Here is a 15,996-nt window from a genome sequence, read left to right on the forward strand (position 1 = left end):
GTCCTGCCTCTGCTGAGTCGACGAACCTCTGCTAGCAGAGGTTCGTGCCTCTCTGCGGAGGATGGGGGAACCGTCGCTCGCTCGTCCCTCGCGAGCTCCTCCCGGATCGGCCCGCTGCGGGAACGACAGAAGGACCCCGCGATGAAGCGCTGCGGGGTCCTTCTTCGTGTGGCGGAGGATGGGGGATTTGAACCCCCGAGGGTTTTATCCCAACACGATTTCCAATCGTGCGCACTAGGCCACTATGCGAATCCTCCGCGGAGGAGGCTACCCGAGGACCGGCCTCTGCCAGAAATCGCCCGCGAAGCCGCCTCGGCGACCGCGGTCCGGTGCCAGACTGCCGCAATGGCCGAGGGGGAGGTCGCGGGGAGCCGGGTCGTCGAGCAGGCACCGGAGACGGTGCCGAAGGCACTGGGCGCGAGCCGTCCCACCGGCCTGCGCGTCCTGGGCGTCGCCGTCCTCGCGCTCTGGGCGACCTGGGCGGTCCTGACGTGGATGTCGGCGCCCCGGTTCGTCACCGACGAGCAGTTCCGCGCCGACCTGCAGGCGGGTCGGATCCAGACGTGGAGGCTGGCGACCGACCTGCACCCGGAACGGGACTGGCCGCCGGCCGGCGCCGGCTCCTGGAGCTTCGGGACCCTGGCACAGCGCGAGACCGACGGCCTTCCCGCCGAGTGGGACCGCCGGCCGCTCGACGCAGTCGTCTACTGGGTCGACGGGGACGTCGCGCCCCTGCGCTTCGCCGGGGCACTGCCCGCGGGCGACCCGCTCGCCCTGGTGTCCGAGCTCCGGCAGGTCGGTGCTCCGCAGACGGCCTCGCCCACGCTCCGGCCACCGGACCAGGACCGCGGAACCCCGTGGGGCCTGGCCGCCTTCGCCCTGGGCCTGCTCGTCGTCCTGGGCAACACCACCCCCACGCGCGGCACCCGGTGGTTCTGGTTCTGGCTCCAGTGGGCTCCGCTCGGCCTGGGGACGGTGGCGTATGCCGTGCTCGAGCTGGTGACGCCGGGTCGGCCCTGGCGCGTGCTGGGTGTGCTGGGTGAGGTGCGGCGACGACGCCTGCGGGGGTGGGAGGCGTTCCTCGTGCTGGCCCTCGTCACCGTGGTGGTGGTGCTCGCGGCCTCGGGGCTCCGGCACGCCGCAGGACCCCTGGTCGTCCCGGGTCGCTGAGGGGGGATTCGTCCCCGCGCTCGCGTGCCGTCTACACTTCCCACTGGCACCCCGCGTGGTGGTACCTCCCCGAACTCCCCCAGGGCAGGAATGCAGCAAGGGTAGGAGAGCTCTTCCAGGTACGCGGGGTGTCCCTGTGTCCGCCCCCCTCAGACGCGGTGGGCCTCGTCGAGCAGGCGGACGCGGCGACGGCCGAAGAGCACCGCGGCATACGCACCCAGCAGGAGCAGCGGCACCGCGTTGCCGGCGCCCGCCCGGGTGAGCACGGCGGTGGCGCCCACGCCGGTGACCAGCGAGAGCAGCAACGGGCGCGAGTACCAGAAGGCGACGGCGAACACCGCCGACCCGGGTGAGAACAGGGTGACCGGCGGCAGCCCGCGGAACGCCGCCAGCAGCTGGCACCCCGCCAGCAGCGGCAGCATCGCCAGCGGCCACCAGACCGCCGTGGCACTGGCGTCGGAGGTGGCGGCGACGGTACCGCCCGCGGCCAGGGCGACCACGGCGTAGAGGGCCGACGGCGTCACGAGGTGGGCGATCGCCTCGGCGCGGGCCGGCAGGCCGAGGAGCGCGGGCGTGCCCACGTTGTCGCCCTGGAGCCGCAGCCCCTCGCACCAGGCGCCGTACCCGAGGTGCAGGCCGAGCACCCCGGCGAAGGCGACGATGCTCGGCATCCCGGGAGCGGTCGCGTGGGCGAGGGCCCACGAGCCCGCCCCCGCGAGCACCAGCCCGGTCAGGGCGACGCCGGGCGACCGGCGCAGGCCGAGCAGGTCGCGAGCGGCCATGACGGCAACGGGCCCGCGTGCCTTCAGCCGGGTCCGCCGGAGCCGGGTGCCGGGTGCCGCGACGTCGAGCCGCGCGGCCCGCAGGTCGCCGGCCAGGACGGCGCCGCCCATCGTCACCGCCCGCGCGGACTGGGTGCGCAGGGCGACGTGGTGCAGGGCGCGCAGCGACGCACGCTCGCGCAGCACGGTCGACGGGCCGCGCGGCCCCGTCGGCCACGAGCGCACCTGCCCCCACAGCCAGGCGGCGGCGACGGCGAGGCCGACGAGGGGCCCGGCCACGCTGGTCGGGAGGAGGACGACCGGCGACGCGACGGCGGCGACGAGCATGCCCGTGCCGGTCACTGCCCCCGCGAGGAGCCCGCCGAACAGGCAGCCGAGCAGGCTCAGCCGCCACCAGCGGCGCAGCACCAGCGCCCGGTCCAGCGGGCTGGTGGCGACGTGGTCGAGGTACGGCAGGTCCGGGACGACCGGTCCGCGCAGCGACCCGAGGCGGTGGGCGAGCAGGACCATAGCCACCACCGCACCGCCGACGACCAGGACCCCCTGGACGCCGGTGAGGTGGCGCGACAGCCACGCCGGGTCGACGAAGAGGAAGAAGGCGCGCGCGGCGGGGACGCCGTAGGTGAGCGAGGCGATGACGGCGACGTACGCGGCATACACGACGTTGCCGCCGCCCTCGGCTGGCCGCTCGCCGCGGACCACGCCCCGCGCCTGCTCGAGCCGCTCGGCGTCGGTGCCCACGCGGTCCTCCGCCATGGCGCCCGCCACGGGCCCACCCACGGGCTCACCCACCGGCTCAGCCACCGGAGACGTCGACGACACGGTCGGCGAGGGCCTCGGTCATGACCGGGTCGTGGCAGGCGACGACGAGCGCGGCGCCGGCGGCCTTGCGCTCGAGCAGGATCGTGGTGAGCAGCCCGCGCTTGTGGGTGTCGAGGCGCTGCTCGGGCTCGTCGAGCAGCAGCACGGACGACGGCCGGAACAGCACGAGCGCGAGGTGGAACAGCTGCTGCTGCCCCGAGGACAGCTCGTGCGGGAACCGCTCCGACAGGTGGTCGATCTCCAAGGTGGCCAGCAGCTCGTCCGCGCGCTCGTCGGCGGTGTCGATCCGGCCGCCCCACGTGGAGTCCACGAGGACGAGGTGGTCGACGACGGTGAGGTCGCGGTATGCCGTGGGCGATCCGAGCAGCGCGCCGACGCGGGCGCGAGTGCCGGGGTCGCGCTCGTCGACCGGTGCGCCGTCGAGCAGGGCCGCGCCGGTCGAGGGCTCGAGCGAGCCGGCCAGCACGCGCAGCAGGGTCGTCTTGCCGCTGCCGTTGGCTCCGCGCAGCACCACGCACTCGCCCGAGCGCACCGCGAGGCTGGTGGGGGACAGCAGCACCGCGCCGTCGATGTCCTTGCCCACCTGCGTGGCCTCGAGGTGGACGGGACCGGCAGGGCTCTGCGGGGCCTCGCTCGCCACCCGGCTGCGTCGTCCGAACATGGGCCTCCCTCGTCGCGGCACAGTGTGTCACCGGAGCCCGCGAGGTGGTGCGTCCGGTGCCTCGGCGGCGGTGCATCCGGTGCCGCGACGGCGCCTGTGCCGTGTCGGGACGGCCGACTAGGGTTCCAGGGGTGAGCACCGCCCTGTACCGCCGCTACCGGCCCGAGACCTTCGCCGACGTCATCGGGCAGGAGCACGTCACCGAGCCGCTCATGCAGGCGCTGCGCACCGGGCGCGTCAACCACGCCTACCTCTTCTCCGGGCCCCGCGGCTGCGGCAAGACGACCAGCGCGCGCATCCTTGCCCGCTGCCTCAACTGCGAGCAGGGCCCGACCCCCACGCCGTGCGGCACCTGCGACTCCTGCGTCGCCCTCGCCCGCGGCGGCACGGGCAGCGTCGACGTCATCGAGATCGACGCCGCGAGCCACGGTGGCGTCGACGACGCGCGCGACCTGCGCGAGCGGGCGTCGTACGGCCCGGCCCAGAGCCGGTTCAAGATCTACATCATCGACGAGGCGCACATGGTGACGCCGCAGGGCTTCAACGCCCTGCTCAAGATCGTCGAGGAGCCGCCGGAGCACGTGAAGTTCGTCTTCGCGACGACCGAGCCCGAGAAGGTCATCGGCACGATCCGCTCCCGCACCCACCACTACCCGTTCCGGCTCGTCCCGCCCGGCCAGCTCACCGACTACATGGCGCGGCTGTGCGAGCAGGAGCGCGTGACCGTCGCGCCGGGCGTCCTGTCGTTCGTCACCCGTGCCGGCGGCGGCTCGGTCCGTGACTCGCTGTCGGTGCTCGACCAGCTCATCGCAGGGTCGGGCGACGAGGGCCTGACCTACGAGGGTGCCGCGTCGCTGCTCGGCTTCACCGACAACGAGCTGCTCGACGCCATCGTCGACGCCTTCGCCGCCGGTGACGCCGCCGGTGTCTTCCACCAGGTCGACCGCGTCATCGAGACCGGGCTCGACCCGCGCCGGTTCGTCGAGGACCTGCTCGAGCGGCTCCGCGACCTCATCGTCGTCGCCGCGGTGCCCGACGGCGCGTCGTCGGTGCTGCGTGGCCTGCCCGAGGACCAGCTCGAGCGGATGCGCCAGCAGGCCGCTGCCTTCGGCAGCGGTGCCCTGTCCCGCGCCGCCGACATCGTCAACGCCGGCCTCACCGAGATGACCGGCGCCACCGCGCCCCGGCTCCAGCTCGAGCTCATCTGCGCGCGCGTGCTCCTGCCCGCCGCCTCCGGCGAGAGCGGGTATGCCGCGCGCCTCGACCGGCTCGAGCGCCGCCTCGACGTCGAGGGCGTCCCCTCCGTCACCCGGGCGCCGGGCGCCCCGATCGCCACCGTGCCGATGCCCGCGTCCGCCCCTGCGTCGCCCGCACCCGCACCCGCGCACGCCTCGACTCCGGCGCCGGCGGCACCTGCCCCGACGTCGGCTCCAGCGGCCGCCGCCTCGTCGGCGCCCGCGTCGGCCCCGGCTCCGGCAGCGCCGGCTCCAGCCGCGGCCCCGGAAGCCCGCCATGCGCCGACCGCCGCCGCCCCCGGACCGGCGGCCGAGGCGGCTCCCACGCGTCCCGCGGGCGACGACCGCCGGGGTCCCGGCCCCGACGAGGGTGCACGCCCGGCCGCGGCCGAGCGCCCCACCGGCCCCGCCGCACCCGAGTCCCCGCGGTCCCAGCAGGCCCCGGCTTCCTCCGCGCAGCGCCCCGCGGCGCCGCCCGCTGCCGCTCAGCCGGCCCCCGGCCCGTCCCCGGCGCACGGCGGCATCGACACGGCCGCGATCCGGCGGGCCTGGCCCGACATCCTCGGCTGGATCTTCAAGCACAAGCGCACGACGTGGACCCTGCTGTCCGAGCACGCGACGGTCCATGACTACGACGGGTCCAAGGTGGTCCTCGCCATCTCCACCGTCGGCATCGCGCACACCTTCCGCAGCGGGCCGCACGCCGACCTCGTCCGGCAGGCGCTCATCGACGTCCTCGGCGTGGACGCCCGGGTCGAGGGCATCCCGGTGCCCGATGCCGCGACGTCCGCCCCCAGCGGTGCCTCGCACCCCGTCGTGACGCCCGGCAGGCCCGACGACGAGGACGACGACGCGTCCGGCGTCTCGCCCCAGACCCAGCAGCAGGGCGCGGCCCAGCAGCAGGGCACGGCCCAGGCGGCCGCCCCCGCCGCCCCGGGGGCACCGGGCCGCCCGTCCGGCGGCGGCGCCGGCACGGCCTACGAGCGCTCGGCCGACATTGGCCTTCCCGCGGCACCACCCCCGGAGAGCGGCGGCGGGGGCTGGGCCAGCGCGGCCTCGGCGCCCGACAGCGGTCCGTCGTGGGCGGCCCCCGAGCCCGGCGCCGGCCCGTCGAGCCCGGGACCGGCTGCCGAGGCGACGGCGCCGGCCGGCGGCCAGGGCAGCCAGTCCCTCCTCGCCCGGGCCCAGGCGGCGGTCGCCGCCGAGCAGCCCACGGACGCCCCCCGGCACGTGGCCGACGACAGCGTGGTCAGCGCCGACGACGAGGACATCGAGGAGCTCGGCGACGTGGGCCGCCCGGTGATCGAGCGCATCCTCGGCGGACGGGTCATCGACGAAGGCCGCTGACACCGTGGGCGGCCGGCTCGACGAGGTGCTGGTGCGGCCGCGCCGCGGCGAGCGCAGCATGCCCCTGCCGGGCGACGAGCTGGTGCCCGACGCGGCCGTCGTGATGGACCGTGGGTTCACGCTGCCCGCACCACCCGCGGACGTCTGGCCGTGGTTCGTGCAGCTCGGCCGTCGCCGGGGCGGCTGGTACCTGCCCGGCTGGCTCGAACGCGTCGTGCCGCCGCGGCGCCGGGCCCTGCGCCACCTCGACCCGGCCCTCCTCGGGCTCGCCGTCGGCGACGTCATCCCTGACTGGGGCGGCCACGACGCCACGTTCACCGTGGCCGAGCTCGCCCCCGGCAGCCACCTCGTGCACACGTCGCGGCGCGGCGCGGTCCGCTTGTCCTGGTGCATCGCCCTGCGACCGACCGACGCCCCGCTCGCGCCGGGGACGCGGGTCCACCTGCGGCTCCGGCTCGGCGGGGTCCGGCGGCCGTGGGTCGGCGAGGTGGGCGGCGGCGCCCTCGACCTGCTGACCGTTGCCGGCCTGGCAGCCGGGCTGCGGGAGCGGCTGCTCGCGGGCGGCGGGTCGACCGGGGGCGCCGTCGGCGGGAGGGCTTAGGCTCGTCGTGTGTACGAAGGCGTGGTCCAGGACCTCATCGACGAGCTCGGGCGGCTGCCCGGCGTGGGGCCCAAGAGCGCCCAGCGGATCGCGTTCCACCTGCTGCAGGCCGACGCGGTCGACGTCAAGCGGCTGGTCGACGCGCTGACCGAGGTCAAGGAGAAGGTGCGCTTCTGCGCCACCTGCGGGAACGTCGCAGAGGGCGAGCAGTGCCGCATCTGCGCCGACTCGCGGCGTGACGGCAGCTCGATCTGTGTGGTGGAGGAGCCCAAGGACGTGGTGGCCATCGAGCGCACCCGCGAGTTCCGCGGCCGCTACCACGTGCTCGGCGGCGCCATCAGCCCGATCGAGGGCGTCGGCCCCGACGACCTGCGCATCCGCGAGCTCATGACCCGCCTCGCCTCCGGCGAGGTCACCGAGATCATCATCGCCACCGACCCCAACCTCGAGGGCGAGGCCACCGCGAGCTACCTCGCGCGGCTGATGCGGCCCATGGGTCTCAAGGTCACCCGCCTCGCCTCGGGCCTGCCTGTGGGTGGCGACCTGGAGTATGCCGACGAGGTCACCCTCGGTCGTGCGTTCGAGGGCAGGAGGCTGCTCGATGTCTGACGACCTGCAGGTGCTCGCCGACGACTGCGCCGCCGAGGCCCGCACCTTCCTCACGACGATGACCGAGGTGGCCTCCGGCAGCGAGCCGGCCGCCGCCCTCCCCATGACCCTGCTCGCGGTGTCTCAGGTCCTGCTCATGGGCTCGCGGCTCGGCGCCGTGCAGGACGTCGTCCCGGTGGAACGCTTCGAGTCCGACCCGGGCCCGGACGTCGACGTGGACCCCCTGCGGACGACCCTGGGCAACCTGTTCGAGGGCATCGACGACTACGCCCACGTGGTCGACCCGCTCCTCGACGTCGACGTCGCACGCAGCTCGGTCTCCGACGACGTCGCCGAGATCGCCCTCGCCCTCTCCCACGGCCTGCGGCACTACGACGCGGGGCGTCCGGTCGAGGCGCTGTGGTGGTGGCAGTTCAGCTACCTGTCGACCTGGGGCGACTCGGGTGCCCGCGCACTGCGGGCGGTCCTGTGCCTGCTCGGGCACGTACGGCTGGACGCCGACGACGACGCGGCCGCCGAGGCCGAGTTCGACGCCCTGCACCCCTGACCCGGTCAGGAGCCCGGCCGGCACCACGTCGGCCTGACGCCACGCCGGCCTGACGCCAGGTCGGCCTGACGCCATGCCGGCCTGACACGGCGGTCGGGTCGACGGCTCCGGGGTCAGGCGATCCGCGTCCCGTTGGGCAGCCGGCGCACCGGCGTACGCAGCCGGCGGGCGGCCACGGTCGTCGCCCCGGCCCCGAGCAGGAGCAGGAACCCCAGGCCGTACGGCCACACGGGGCCGGTCTGGAACGCCGTGTCGAACGGGTCCTGGTAGGCCTCCGCCGTCGCGTTCCCCGTCGCGAACCGGCACTCGTCGACCACCGCGTCGGGGCCCTTGCGCGCCATCCGCGCCCCGCCCGCGATCCAGCGCATGGGCGTGAACCCGCCGACGTACGCGTCGTCCGCCCCGGCGTGGTTCGGCGCCTTGGATGGCGCCGCGTCCGCGACGACGACGAACGGGTTGAGCGGGAGCATCCACCAGATGCGCTCGGTGTGCGACACCGACTGCGTGCGGGTGTAGGTCACGCAGTCGGCGGCAGTGGGCTGGCCCGCCTGCTTGAGCTGCTCCAGCTGCTCGGGGGTCAGGTTGGGGTCAGACGGGTCGATCGCCGGGGGCTGGTGCGCCTCGTACCAGTTCGCCGGGATGCCGTGGACCCGCTGCGGCTCCTCGCCCGTCACCAGGAAGACCGAGAGCCCGAAGCCGATGGTCGTCCCGAAGACCAGCGCCCCCATCGCGAGGTAGGTGAGGACCGCGGACGCGACGGGCCGCGCGGTCAGCGTCGAGAACATGAGACCGACGGCGCACACCACCGCCAGCACGAGCACGAGGACGAGCAGCGAGAGCACGATCCCGCCGGCCGCCACGCCGCCGACGGCCCACGCCCACACGAGGAAGGGCAGCGACGCGGCGAGGAAGGCCATCGCCACGAGCCAGGCGGCGAGCAGCTTGCCCACCACGAGGTCCCAGTGGGTGAGCAGCGTGGTCTGCAGCGTGGCCAGCACCCCGTGCTCGCGGTCGCCGTTGACCGAGGTCGCCGTCAGCGAGGGGACGATGAGCATCGCCAGGCCGAGGACGAAGAACACGACGACGTCGTACATCGCCCGCCCGGACCGCAGGTCGGGGTCGCGCGTGGCGTAGAACGCCAGGAACGCCACGAGGGCGATGACGACGAACCAGATGCCGAGGACGACCGGCCACCGGGACGTCCGGGCGCGCTGGCGCAGCTCGAGGGCCGCGACCGTGCGGATGCCGTGCCAGCTCATCGTCGGTCCTCCGTCGCGGCGAGGTAGGCGGTCTCGAGCGCCCCCTGGCTGGGGGTGAACGCGGTGACCCGGACGCCGTCGCGCACGAGGTCGGCCAGCAGCCGGGCGGCGTTCTCCTCGCCCAGCACGTGCACCTCCGTGAGGCCGCCCCCGACCCGGGTGGCGGGCACGTGGTGGTCGGCGAGCCAGGCCCCGAGCCGCTCGGGGTCCAGCGAGGAGATGCGGTATGCCGCGGGCGTGGTCGCGGCGACGTGGCCGCCGACCTCCTGCGTCTCCAGGCTGCGGCCCCGGGCGACGATGACCGCCCGGTCGGCCACCTCCTGCAGCTCGGTGAGGATGTGGCTGGAGACGAGCACGGTGCGACCCTGGGCGGCGAGGCCGCGCAGGACGTCGCGCAGCTCGATCCGGCTGCGGGGGTCCAGTCCGGACGCGGGCTCGTCGAGCAGCAGCACCGACGGGTCGTTGACGAGCGCCCGGGCCAGGCCGAGCCGCTGCTTCTGCCCGCGGGACAGGACCCGCGCCCGCCGGTCCGCGAGGTCGGACAGGTGCACGGTGGCCAGCAGCTCCTCGGTGCGGGCGCGCGCCACGTCGGGTGCGATCCGGTAGGCCGCGGCCACGGTGTGCAGCACCTCGCGCACGGTGAGCGCGTCCCAGGTGCCGAAGCCGTCGGGCATCCACCCGATCCGCGCGCGCACCTGCGCCGGCTGGGTCACCGGGTCGAGCCCGTCGACGCGGATCGTCCCCTGGTCGGGGACGAGCAGCGTCGCCAGCATCAGCAGCAGCGTCGTCTTGCCGGAGCCGTTGGGTCCGATGAGTGCGGTGACCTCCCCCGGGCGTGCGGTGAGGCTGATGCTGTCGACCGCGAGGACGTCGCCGAACGCGCGACGCACCCCCTCCACCTCGAGAGTCATGCGCGCAGGCTAGTGGCGGCGTGCTCTCCCGCCCTGCGTTTTCCTACTCATCTGCGGCTTCCGGGCGGCGGGCGCCGCGGCCCACACCGAGCGGGCGCCGCCCGCGGGAACCCACGCCACGAGGCCGGCCGTCCGGCATACGGCACCCGCGTCTCGCCTGCCGAGCCACCGTTAGACTGTCCGCGCCGCAGCCACCGCACCACACTGGGGAGTCCCACCGTGCCGATCGTCGTCCAGAAGTACGGCGGCTCCTCGCTCGCCGACGCCGCGAGCATCAAGCGGGTCGCCCGCCGCATCGCCGAGGCGAAGAAGGCCGGCAACGACGTGTGCGTCGCCGTCTCCGCGATGGGCGACAGCACCGACGAGCTGCTCGACCTCGCCAACGAGGTCAGCCCGCAGCCGCCGCCCCGCGAGATGGACATGCTGCTCACCGCGGGCGAGCGGATCTCGATGGCCCTCGTGGCCATGGCGATCCACGACCTCGGCTACTCCGTGCGCTCGTTCACCGGCAGCCAGGCCGGCGTCATCACCGACTCCACCCACGGCAAGGCGCGCATCATCGACGTCACGCCCGGCCGCGTGACCGACGCCCTCGAGAAGGGCCACATCGTCATCGTCGCGGGGTTCCAGGGCGTCAGCCAGGACACCAAGGAGATCACCACGCTCGGGCGAGGCGGCACCGACACGACCGCGGTGGCGCTCGCCGCCGCGCTCGGCGCCGACGTCTGCGAGATCTACACCGACGTCGACGGCGTCTTCACCGCCGACCCGCGGATCGTGCCCAGTGCGCGCAAGATCGACACCATCTCCGCCGAGGAGATGCTCGAGCTCGCGGCGTCCGGCTCCAAGGTCCTGCACCTGCGCAGCGTCGAGTACGCCCGCCGCTTCGACATCCCGATCCACGTCCGCAGCTCCTTCTCAGCGAAGGAGGGCACCATCGTCACCGACCACCCAGCCCAAGGAGACACCGTGGAAGCCCCGATCATCGCCGGTGTCGCCCACGACCGCAGCGAGGCCAAGATCACCGTCGTCGGCGTCCCGGACCACCCGGGCAAGGCGGCCGAGATCTTCCAGACCTGCGCCGACGCCCAGATGAACATCGACATGATCGTGCAGAACGTGTCGGCCACCGACACGGGCCTCACGGACATCTCGTTCACCTGCCCCAAGACCGACGGCCGCACCGGTGTCGAGGCGCTCAAGCGCGTGCAGGAGTCGGTGGGCTTCGCCTCGATCCAGTACGACGACCAGATCGGCAAGCTCTCGCTCGTCGGTGCCGGCATGCGCTCGCACCCGGGCGTCTCGGCGACCTTCTTCAAGGCGCTCGCCGACACCGGCGTCAACATCGAGATGATCTCCACCTCCGAGATCCGGATCTCCGTCGTGACCCGCGCCGACGTGCTCGACGACGCCGTGCGCGCCGTGCACACCGCGTTCGGCCTGGACTCCAGCGAGGGCGAGGCAGTGGTCTACGGGGGCACCGGCCGGTGACCTCACTCGCCTCCCGGTCCACCCGGCCGACGCTCGCCCTCGTGGGCGCCACCGGTGCGGTCGGGCAGGTGACCCGGCAGGTGCTCGCGATGCGGGCCGACATCTGGGGCGAGGTCCGGGCCGCTGCGGCGGCCGAGGACGCCGGTGCCGTCATCGACGTCATCGGCCGGGACGTCGTCGTGCAGGAGCTGACGCCCAAGTTCTTCGACGGCGTCGACATCGCCCTGGTCGACCTGCCCGCACCCGTCGCGGCCCAGTGGGCGCCGGTCGCCGCCGCGCGCGGTGCCGTGGTCATCGACAACAGCTCGGCCCTTCGCGGTGACCCCGACATCCCGCTCGTCGTGCCCGAGGTCAACCCGGCGCAGGTGCGCCACCGGCCCAAGGGCATCATCGCCAACCCCGGCGCGACGACCCTGACCATGGTCGGTGCGCTCAGCGTCCTGCACTCGGAGTGGGAGCTCACCGAGCTGGTCGTGTCCTCCTACCAGGCCGCGTCCGGCGCCGGCCGGGTCGGCATGGCCCGGCTCTACGACGAGCTCGAGGTCGTGGCGGGCCACCGCGAGCTGGGCCACCAGCCGGGTGACGTCCGCCGCCTCATCGAGCACGAGCTGGGGTCCGACTCGCCCTTCCCGGCGCCACTGGCCCTCAACGTCGTGCCGTGGATCGGCCGCGCGGCCGAGGACGGCTGGACGACCGAGGAGCTCAAGATCCGCAACGAGACCCGCAAGGTCCTCGGACTGCCCGACCTGCGGGTCGCGGCCACCTGCGTCCGGGTGCCGGTCGTCACGACGCACTCGGTCGCGGTGCACGCGACGTTCGCCCGGCGGGTCGACGTCGACCGGGCGCGCCAGGCGCTCGTCGAGGCGCCGGCGGTCGTGGTGCTCGACGACCCGGAGTCGATGGAGTTCCCCACCCCGTCCGACACCGTCGGCTCGGACCCGCGCTTCGCCGGGCGGCTCCGGCAGGCGCAGGACTTCCCGCACACCCTCGACTTCTTCATCTGCGGCGACAACCTGCGCAAGGGTGCGGCGCTCAACATGGTGCAGGTCGCCGAGCTGGTGGCCGAGGACCTGGCCGTCGTGGCCTGAGTCGTCAGCGGCGTACGGACGCCGTGACCCCGGCGTCGCCCGTGCCGACGGTGAGGGTGCCCTCGGCCGGGAGGTCGACGGCCGCGCAGCCGTCCAGCAGGTCGACCTGGCCGGCCGGGTACAGCAGGCACAGCACGCGGCGGCCGGTGGTGCGCAGCAGGAACTGCCCCTTGTCGTCGACGGTGACCAGGGTCCCCCCGGCCCGGCCGACGCCCTCGTGCAGGACCCGCCCGGAGACGTAGCCCAGCTGGTCGTCCGGCGGGGTGTCGAGGCCGGAGCCGGAGAGGTAGTCGCGGAGCTGGTCGTCCGTGAGCACCGCGACCCAGCCGCCCGGGACGGCCGCCCCCGTGCGGCCCTTGGCGACGGTGACGACCCGGCCCTGCAGGCCGTCGGGGCCACCGCACGCGGTCGTGGAGGCGGTGGCGACCAGCGCCAGGACGGCCGCGGCGCCGGTGGTGACGAGCCTGGGGCGGGACCGGGCGGACATGGGCAGACAGCATGGCAGGCCGGGTGTCCACGTCGTGGAAGCCGGGCCCTTCGTCACGGGTCGGTGACGAAAACCCGGCCTAGCGTGTCGCTTGACACGGTACGGATGTGACAGGTGTGACCATTGTGACTCGAGACGCAGAGACCGGCGGCCGCTTCGCCGCAGCAGAGCCAGGGGGAGACATGTCGGACGAGGACCGCACCGCCGTCGACGACGACCGCACGGCCACGGAGGTCTGGCGCAAGCACCGGCTGCGCCAGATCCTGCTGTTCGTGACCGTGCCCGGGGTGCTCCTCGGCACCGCGAGCATCACCGCGGCATACTCCGCCGGCCTCATGACGCCCCCGAAGCCCAAGCCCGCCTGCACACCCCAGGTCGTCCCGGCGCCCGCCCGCGGGTCCTTCACCGTCAACGTCATGAACGCGACCGGCCGCTCCGGTGTCGCCGCCGAGGTGGCTGCCGGCTACGGGAAGCGCCAGTTCAAGGTCGGCGGCATCAGCAACGCCCCCGACTCCTGGTACGTCACCCAGCCCGCCGTCGTCCACTACGGCCCCGCCGGGCTGGACCAGGCGCTGCTCGCGGCCCAGCAGATCCCCGGTGCCAAGCTCTTCGAGGACGTCAGGTCCGGCACGTCGGTCGACGTCGTGGTCGGCCTCGGCTACAAGGGCCTGGTCCCGCTGCCGCCGCGGCTCAAGCCGATCCCGTCCGAGGTGCCGGTCAACGTCTACAACACGACCTACAAGACCGGCCTGGCCAAGGTCGTCGCGAACGAGCTCAAGGGCCGCGGCTTCAAGGTCAAGGACGTCTCTAACGACCCGCTGCGCACGATGCAGCTCGGCACGGCCGTCATCCGCTACGGCGAGCTCGGCGACCTCAACGCCGCGCTGCTGGCCGAGCACGTCCCCGGCGCCGAGCTCGTCAAGGACGCCCGCACGGACGCGTCCGTCGACGTGGTCATCGGCAACAAGTACACCGCGCTCGTCCCCGCGGCCGAGGTCCCGCCGCTCCCGCCGCGGCCCAAGGCCGTGACCCCCACCGTGGCCCGCCCCTGCAGCGACGGGTGAGTCCGGCGCCGCCGGACCCGGCTTGGCCGGGCGGGGGTGCCCGGGGCACAGTGGTGTCCCGATGCAGTCCCGACGCCGGTATGCCGTAGCCCCCGCCTGCCTCGCCGTGGCCCTCGTGGCCGGGTGCGGCGGGTCACCCGACCGCTCCGCCGTCGCGGCGACGACCCCCTCGGCGTCCGCCCCGTCCTCGTCCTCGACGAGCGCGCCCGCGACCACGCGGTCCACCACGACGACCACGACGTCGGCGGCCCCGACGACGCGGACGTCGCCCCCACCGCGTCCGTCAACGACCACCAGGGGGCCGGCCGCCTCCGCGGCGACGCTGCCACCCGTGCCCCGGGCCGGCGCCGAGCCCACGGTCCGGTTCCCGCGCAACGAGCCCGCGGTCGGCACCGGCGCGAACGCGACCATCAGCCCGGTCCCGGACTCGGTGTGGGCCCGGATGGTGGGGTACTCGTGGACGGCCGGGTGCCCGGTCGGGCGCTCGCAGCTGCGCTACGTGCGGGTCAACTTCTGGGGGTTCGACGGCAAGCGGTCGCGCGGCGCCGTGGTCGTCAACGCGAGCATTGCCGACGCCGCGGCGGCCGGCTTCACCCGGCTGTACGACCTGCGGTTCCGGACCCGGCAGATGCGGCCCATGGACTCGGGCTGGGGCAGGAATCCCAAGGGGCCCGGGGCCGACGACTACGCGGCCATGCGGGCCGACAACACCTCCGCCTTCAACTGCCGCTACGTCGGCGGGCAGGAGGCCTCGAAGGTGTACAGCAAGCACGCCTACGGCACGGCGATCGACGTCAACGACTTCGAGAACCCCTACGTCGACAGCGACGGCACCGTTTACCCGGGCACCTACTGGCTGCACCGCCGCGGCCCGGCGCCCGGAGTCTTCTCCTCCAGCGGGAGCGCCGCGGTGCGCGCGTTCACCAGCCAGGGCCTGCGCTGGGGCGGCCTGTGGTCCCAGCCCGACTACCAGCACTTCGACCGGTGAACCGCCGTCCCCGGCCGTCCCGGCTCGCACCGTCCCTGTCGGCGCGCAGGCGGCCCGCGCTCGCCGTCGCCGCCGCGGCCCTGGTGGTGCTCACCGGCTGTGGTGGCGGGGCCCCGTCCGCCTCCCCCACGCGCACGGGCTCCAGCACCTCGACGACGACACCCGCGACCACGACCTCCACCACGACGGCGCCGACGACGACCACCACCCGGCCGCCGGCCCCGAAGCCGACCCGGACCACCCCCACGAAGCGCCCGACCCCGACGGCCACCCCCTCGCGCACGGCCTCCGCGACGACCTCGTACCGCCCGCGCTGCAGCGTGCCGTCCGGTGTCACGGCCACGCAGGTGGTCCTGGTCAAGGGCTCCGGCTCCTCCGCCATGGTTCGCGCCTGCCGCCGGGTGTCGGGCGCCTACCGGCTCGAGCTCGGCCCCTACTACGGCCACGTCGGGCTGAACGGCGTCACCTGGTCCAAGCGGGAGGGCGACCTGAAGACCCCCGCAGGCACGTTCCCGCTGCGCGGCGGCTTCGGTGTCCAAGGCAACCCTGGCCTCGCGCAGGGCTGGTTCCGGGTGGACGCGAACGACGTCTGGGTCGACGACCCGGCCTCCAGCCTCTACAACACCCACCAGCGCAAGCCCGCGAACGGCCGCTGGTCCTCGGCCGAGCCGCTGCTTCAGGTCCCGGCGTACGACTACGCGCAGGTGGTCGGCTACAACGAGGCCCGCGTGCCCGGCAAGGGGTCCGCGATCTTCTTCCACGTGGACAAGGGCCGCGGCACCGCCGGCTGCATCTCGCTGCCCACGGCCTCCCTGCTCGCAGTGTTCCGCTGGGAGCGCCCCGGCGCCGTCATGTCGATCAGCTGACCCGGGCCGGCGGGCGCCGAGGTCTGCGACGCACCCCGGACGGCTCTGGTCGTCGGGACGGCGAGTTG

General features: G+C 74.4%; 15 protein-coding genes, 1 tRNA gene and 1 other RNA gene. 11 read left to right on the forward strand and 6 right to left on the reverse strand.

Features of this window, described 5'->3' with window-relative positions:
* Nucleotides 1–169 precede the first annotated feature (169 nt).
* Nucleotides 170–257, reverse strand: a tRNA-Ser gene (locus J2X64_RS09415).
* A gap of 88 nt (nucleotides 258–345) precedes the next feature.
* Between J2X64_RS09415 and J2X64_RS09420 the strand changes: the two genes are divergently transcribed.
* Together J2X64_RS09420 and ffs are read left to right on the forward strand one after the other, a co-directional pair.
* Nucleotides 346–1,170: a hypothetical protein gene (locus tag J2X64_RS09420; RefSeq protein ID WP_310152837.1), complete on the forward strand. Its 825-nt coding sequence runs from the start codon at nucleotides 346–348 to the stop codon at nucleotides 1,168–1,170.
* A 42-nt stretch (nucleotides 1,171–1,212) separates the two neighbouring features.
* Nucleotides 1,213–1,311, forward strand: an RNA gene (ffs, locus tag J2X64_RS09425) — signal recognition particle sRNA small type.
* A gap of 8 nt (nucleotides 1,312–1,319) precedes the next feature.
* On the opposite strand, the gene J2X64_RS09430 is transcribed toward ffs, so the two are convergent.
* A complete protein-coding gene (locus tag J2X64_RS09430) occupies nucleotides 1,320–2,744 on the reverse strand; it encodes a hypothetical protein (RefSeq protein WP_310152839.1) in 1,425 nt (474 codons plus the stop codon).
* A 4-nt stretch (nucleotides 2,745–2,748) separates the two neighbouring features.
* Nucleotides 2,749–3,435 carry an ABC transporter ATP-binding protein gene (locus J2X64_RS09435; protein ID WP_310152843.1) on the reverse strand — a complete coding sequence of 229 codons (687 nt, stop codon included), beginning with the start codon at nucleotides 3,433–3,435 and terminating at the stop codon, nucleotides 2,749–2,751.
* A gap of 131 nt (nucleotides 3,436–3,566) precedes the next feature.
* Here J2X64_RS09435 and J2X64_RS09440 point away from each other — a divergent pair, with 131 nt between their 5' ends.
* From J2X64_RS09440 to J2X64_RS09455, 4 genes are read left to right on the forward strand one after another with little or no spacing between them, the layout of a single operon-like run.
* A complete protein-coding gene (locus J2X64_RS09440; protein WP_310152846.1) occupies nucleotides 3,567–6,017 on the forward strand; it encodes a DNA polymerase III subunit gamma and tau in 2,451 nt (816 codons plus the stop codon).
* Between the two features lie 4 nt (nucleotides 6,018–6,021).
* Entirely contained in the window at nucleotides 6,022–6,618 is a 597-nt protein-coding gene (locus J2X64_RS09445) for a hypothetical protein (protein WP_310152849.1), read from the forward strand.
* A gap of 9 nt (nucleotides 6,619–6,627) precedes the next feature.
* Nucleotides 6,628–7,227 (forward strand): recombination mediator RecR, encoded by a 600-nt coding sequence (recR, locus tag J2X64_RS09450; RefSeq protein WP_310152852.1) that lies wholly within the window; start codon nucleotides 6,628–6,630, stop codon nucleotides 7,225–7,227.
* On the forward strand, nucleotides 7,220–7,774 hold the full coding sequence (locus J2X64_RS09455; RefSeq protein WP_310152854.1) for a DUF5063 domain-containing protein: 555 nt from the start codon (nucleotides 7,220–7,222) through the stop codon (nucleotides 7,772–7,774). The genes recR and J2X64_RS09455 overlap by 8 nt, the downstream gene beginning before the upstream one ends.
* A gap of 113 nt (nucleotides 7,775–7,887) precedes the next feature.
* Here the strand turns inward: J2X64_RS09455 and J2X64_RS09460 are convergent, their stop codons facing one another.
* Nucleotides 7,888–9,033, reverse strand: a complete 1,146-nt coding sequence (locus J2X64_RS09460; protein WP_310152857.1) for an ABC transporter permease subunit — start codon at nucleotides 9,031–9,033, stop codon at nucleotides 7,888–7,890.
* A complete protein-coding gene (locus J2X64_RS09465; protein ID WP_310152860.1) occupies nucleotides 9,030–9,944 on the reverse strand; it encodes an ABC transporter ATP-binding protein in 915 nt (304 codons plus the stop codon). The genes J2X64_RS09460 and J2X64_RS09465 overlap by 4 nt, the downstream gene beginning before the upstream one ends.
* A gap of 219 nt (nucleotides 9,945–10,163) precedes the next feature.
* On the opposite strand from J2X64_RS09465, the gene J2X64_RS09470 reads away from it, so the two are divergent.
* Both J2X64_RS09470 and J2X64_RS09475 read left to right on the forward strand, forming a co-directional pair.
* Nucleotides 10,164–11,435 carry an aspartate kinase gene (locus tag J2X64_RS09470; protein ID WP_310152863.1) on the forward strand — a complete coding sequence of 424 codons (1,272 nt, stop codon included), beginning with the start codon at nucleotides 10,164–10,166 and terminating at the stop codon, nucleotides 11,433–11,435.
* Complete coding sequence (locus tag J2X64_RS09475; RefSeq protein WP_310152866.1) at nucleotides 11,432–12,523, forward strand: aspartate-semialdehyde dehydrogenase; 1,092 nt, start codon at nucleotides 11,432–11,434, stop codon at nucleotides 12,521–12,523. Before J2X64_RS09470 ends, J2X64_RS09475 begins: the two co-directional genes overlap by 4 nt.
* Before the next feature lie 4 nt (nucleotides 12,524–12,527).
* On the opposite strand, the gene J2X64_RS09480 is transcribed toward J2X64_RS09475, so the two are convergent.
* Nucleotides 12,528–13,010: a hypothetical protein gene (locus tag J2X64_RS09480; RefSeq protein ID WP_310152869.1), complete on the reverse strand. Its 483-nt coding sequence runs from the start codon at nucleotides 13,008–13,010 to the stop codon at nucleotides 12,528–12,530.
* A gap of 182 nt (nucleotides 13,011–13,192) precedes the next feature.
* On the opposite strand from J2X64_RS09480, the gene J2X64_RS09485 reads away from it, so the two are divergent.
* From J2X64_RS09485 to J2X64_RS09495, 3 genes are all read left to right on the forward strand, one after another.
* Nucleotides 13,193–14,074: a LytR C-terminal domain-containing protein gene (locus J2X64_RS09485; protein WP_310152871.1), complete on the forward strand. Its 882-nt coding sequence runs from the start codon at nucleotides 13,193–13,195 to the stop codon at nucleotides 14,072–14,074.
* A gap of 61 nt (nucleotides 14,075–14,135) precedes the next feature.
* Nucleotides 14,136–15,062 (forward strand): M15 family metallopeptidase, encoded by a 927-nt coding sequence (locus J2X64_RS09490; protein WP_310152874.1) that lies wholly within the window; start codon nucleotides 14,136–14,138, stop codon nucleotides 15,060–15,062.
* Nucleotides 15,059–15,928 carry a L,D-transpeptidase family protein gene (locus J2X64_RS09495; protein WP_310152877.1) on the forward strand — a complete coding sequence of 290 codons (870 nt, stop codon included), beginning with the start codon at nucleotides 15,059–15,061 and terminating at the stop codon, nucleotides 15,926–15,928. Before J2X64_RS09490 ends, J2X64_RS09495 begins: the two co-directional genes overlap by 4 nt.
* The last annotated feature ends 68 nt before the right edge of the window (nucleotides 15,929–15,996 follow it).

The organism is Phycicoccus sp. 3266 (genome assembly GCF_031456495.1).
Classification (GTDB): Bacteria; Actinomycetota; Actinomycetes; order Actinomycetales; family Dermatophilaceae; genus Pedococcus.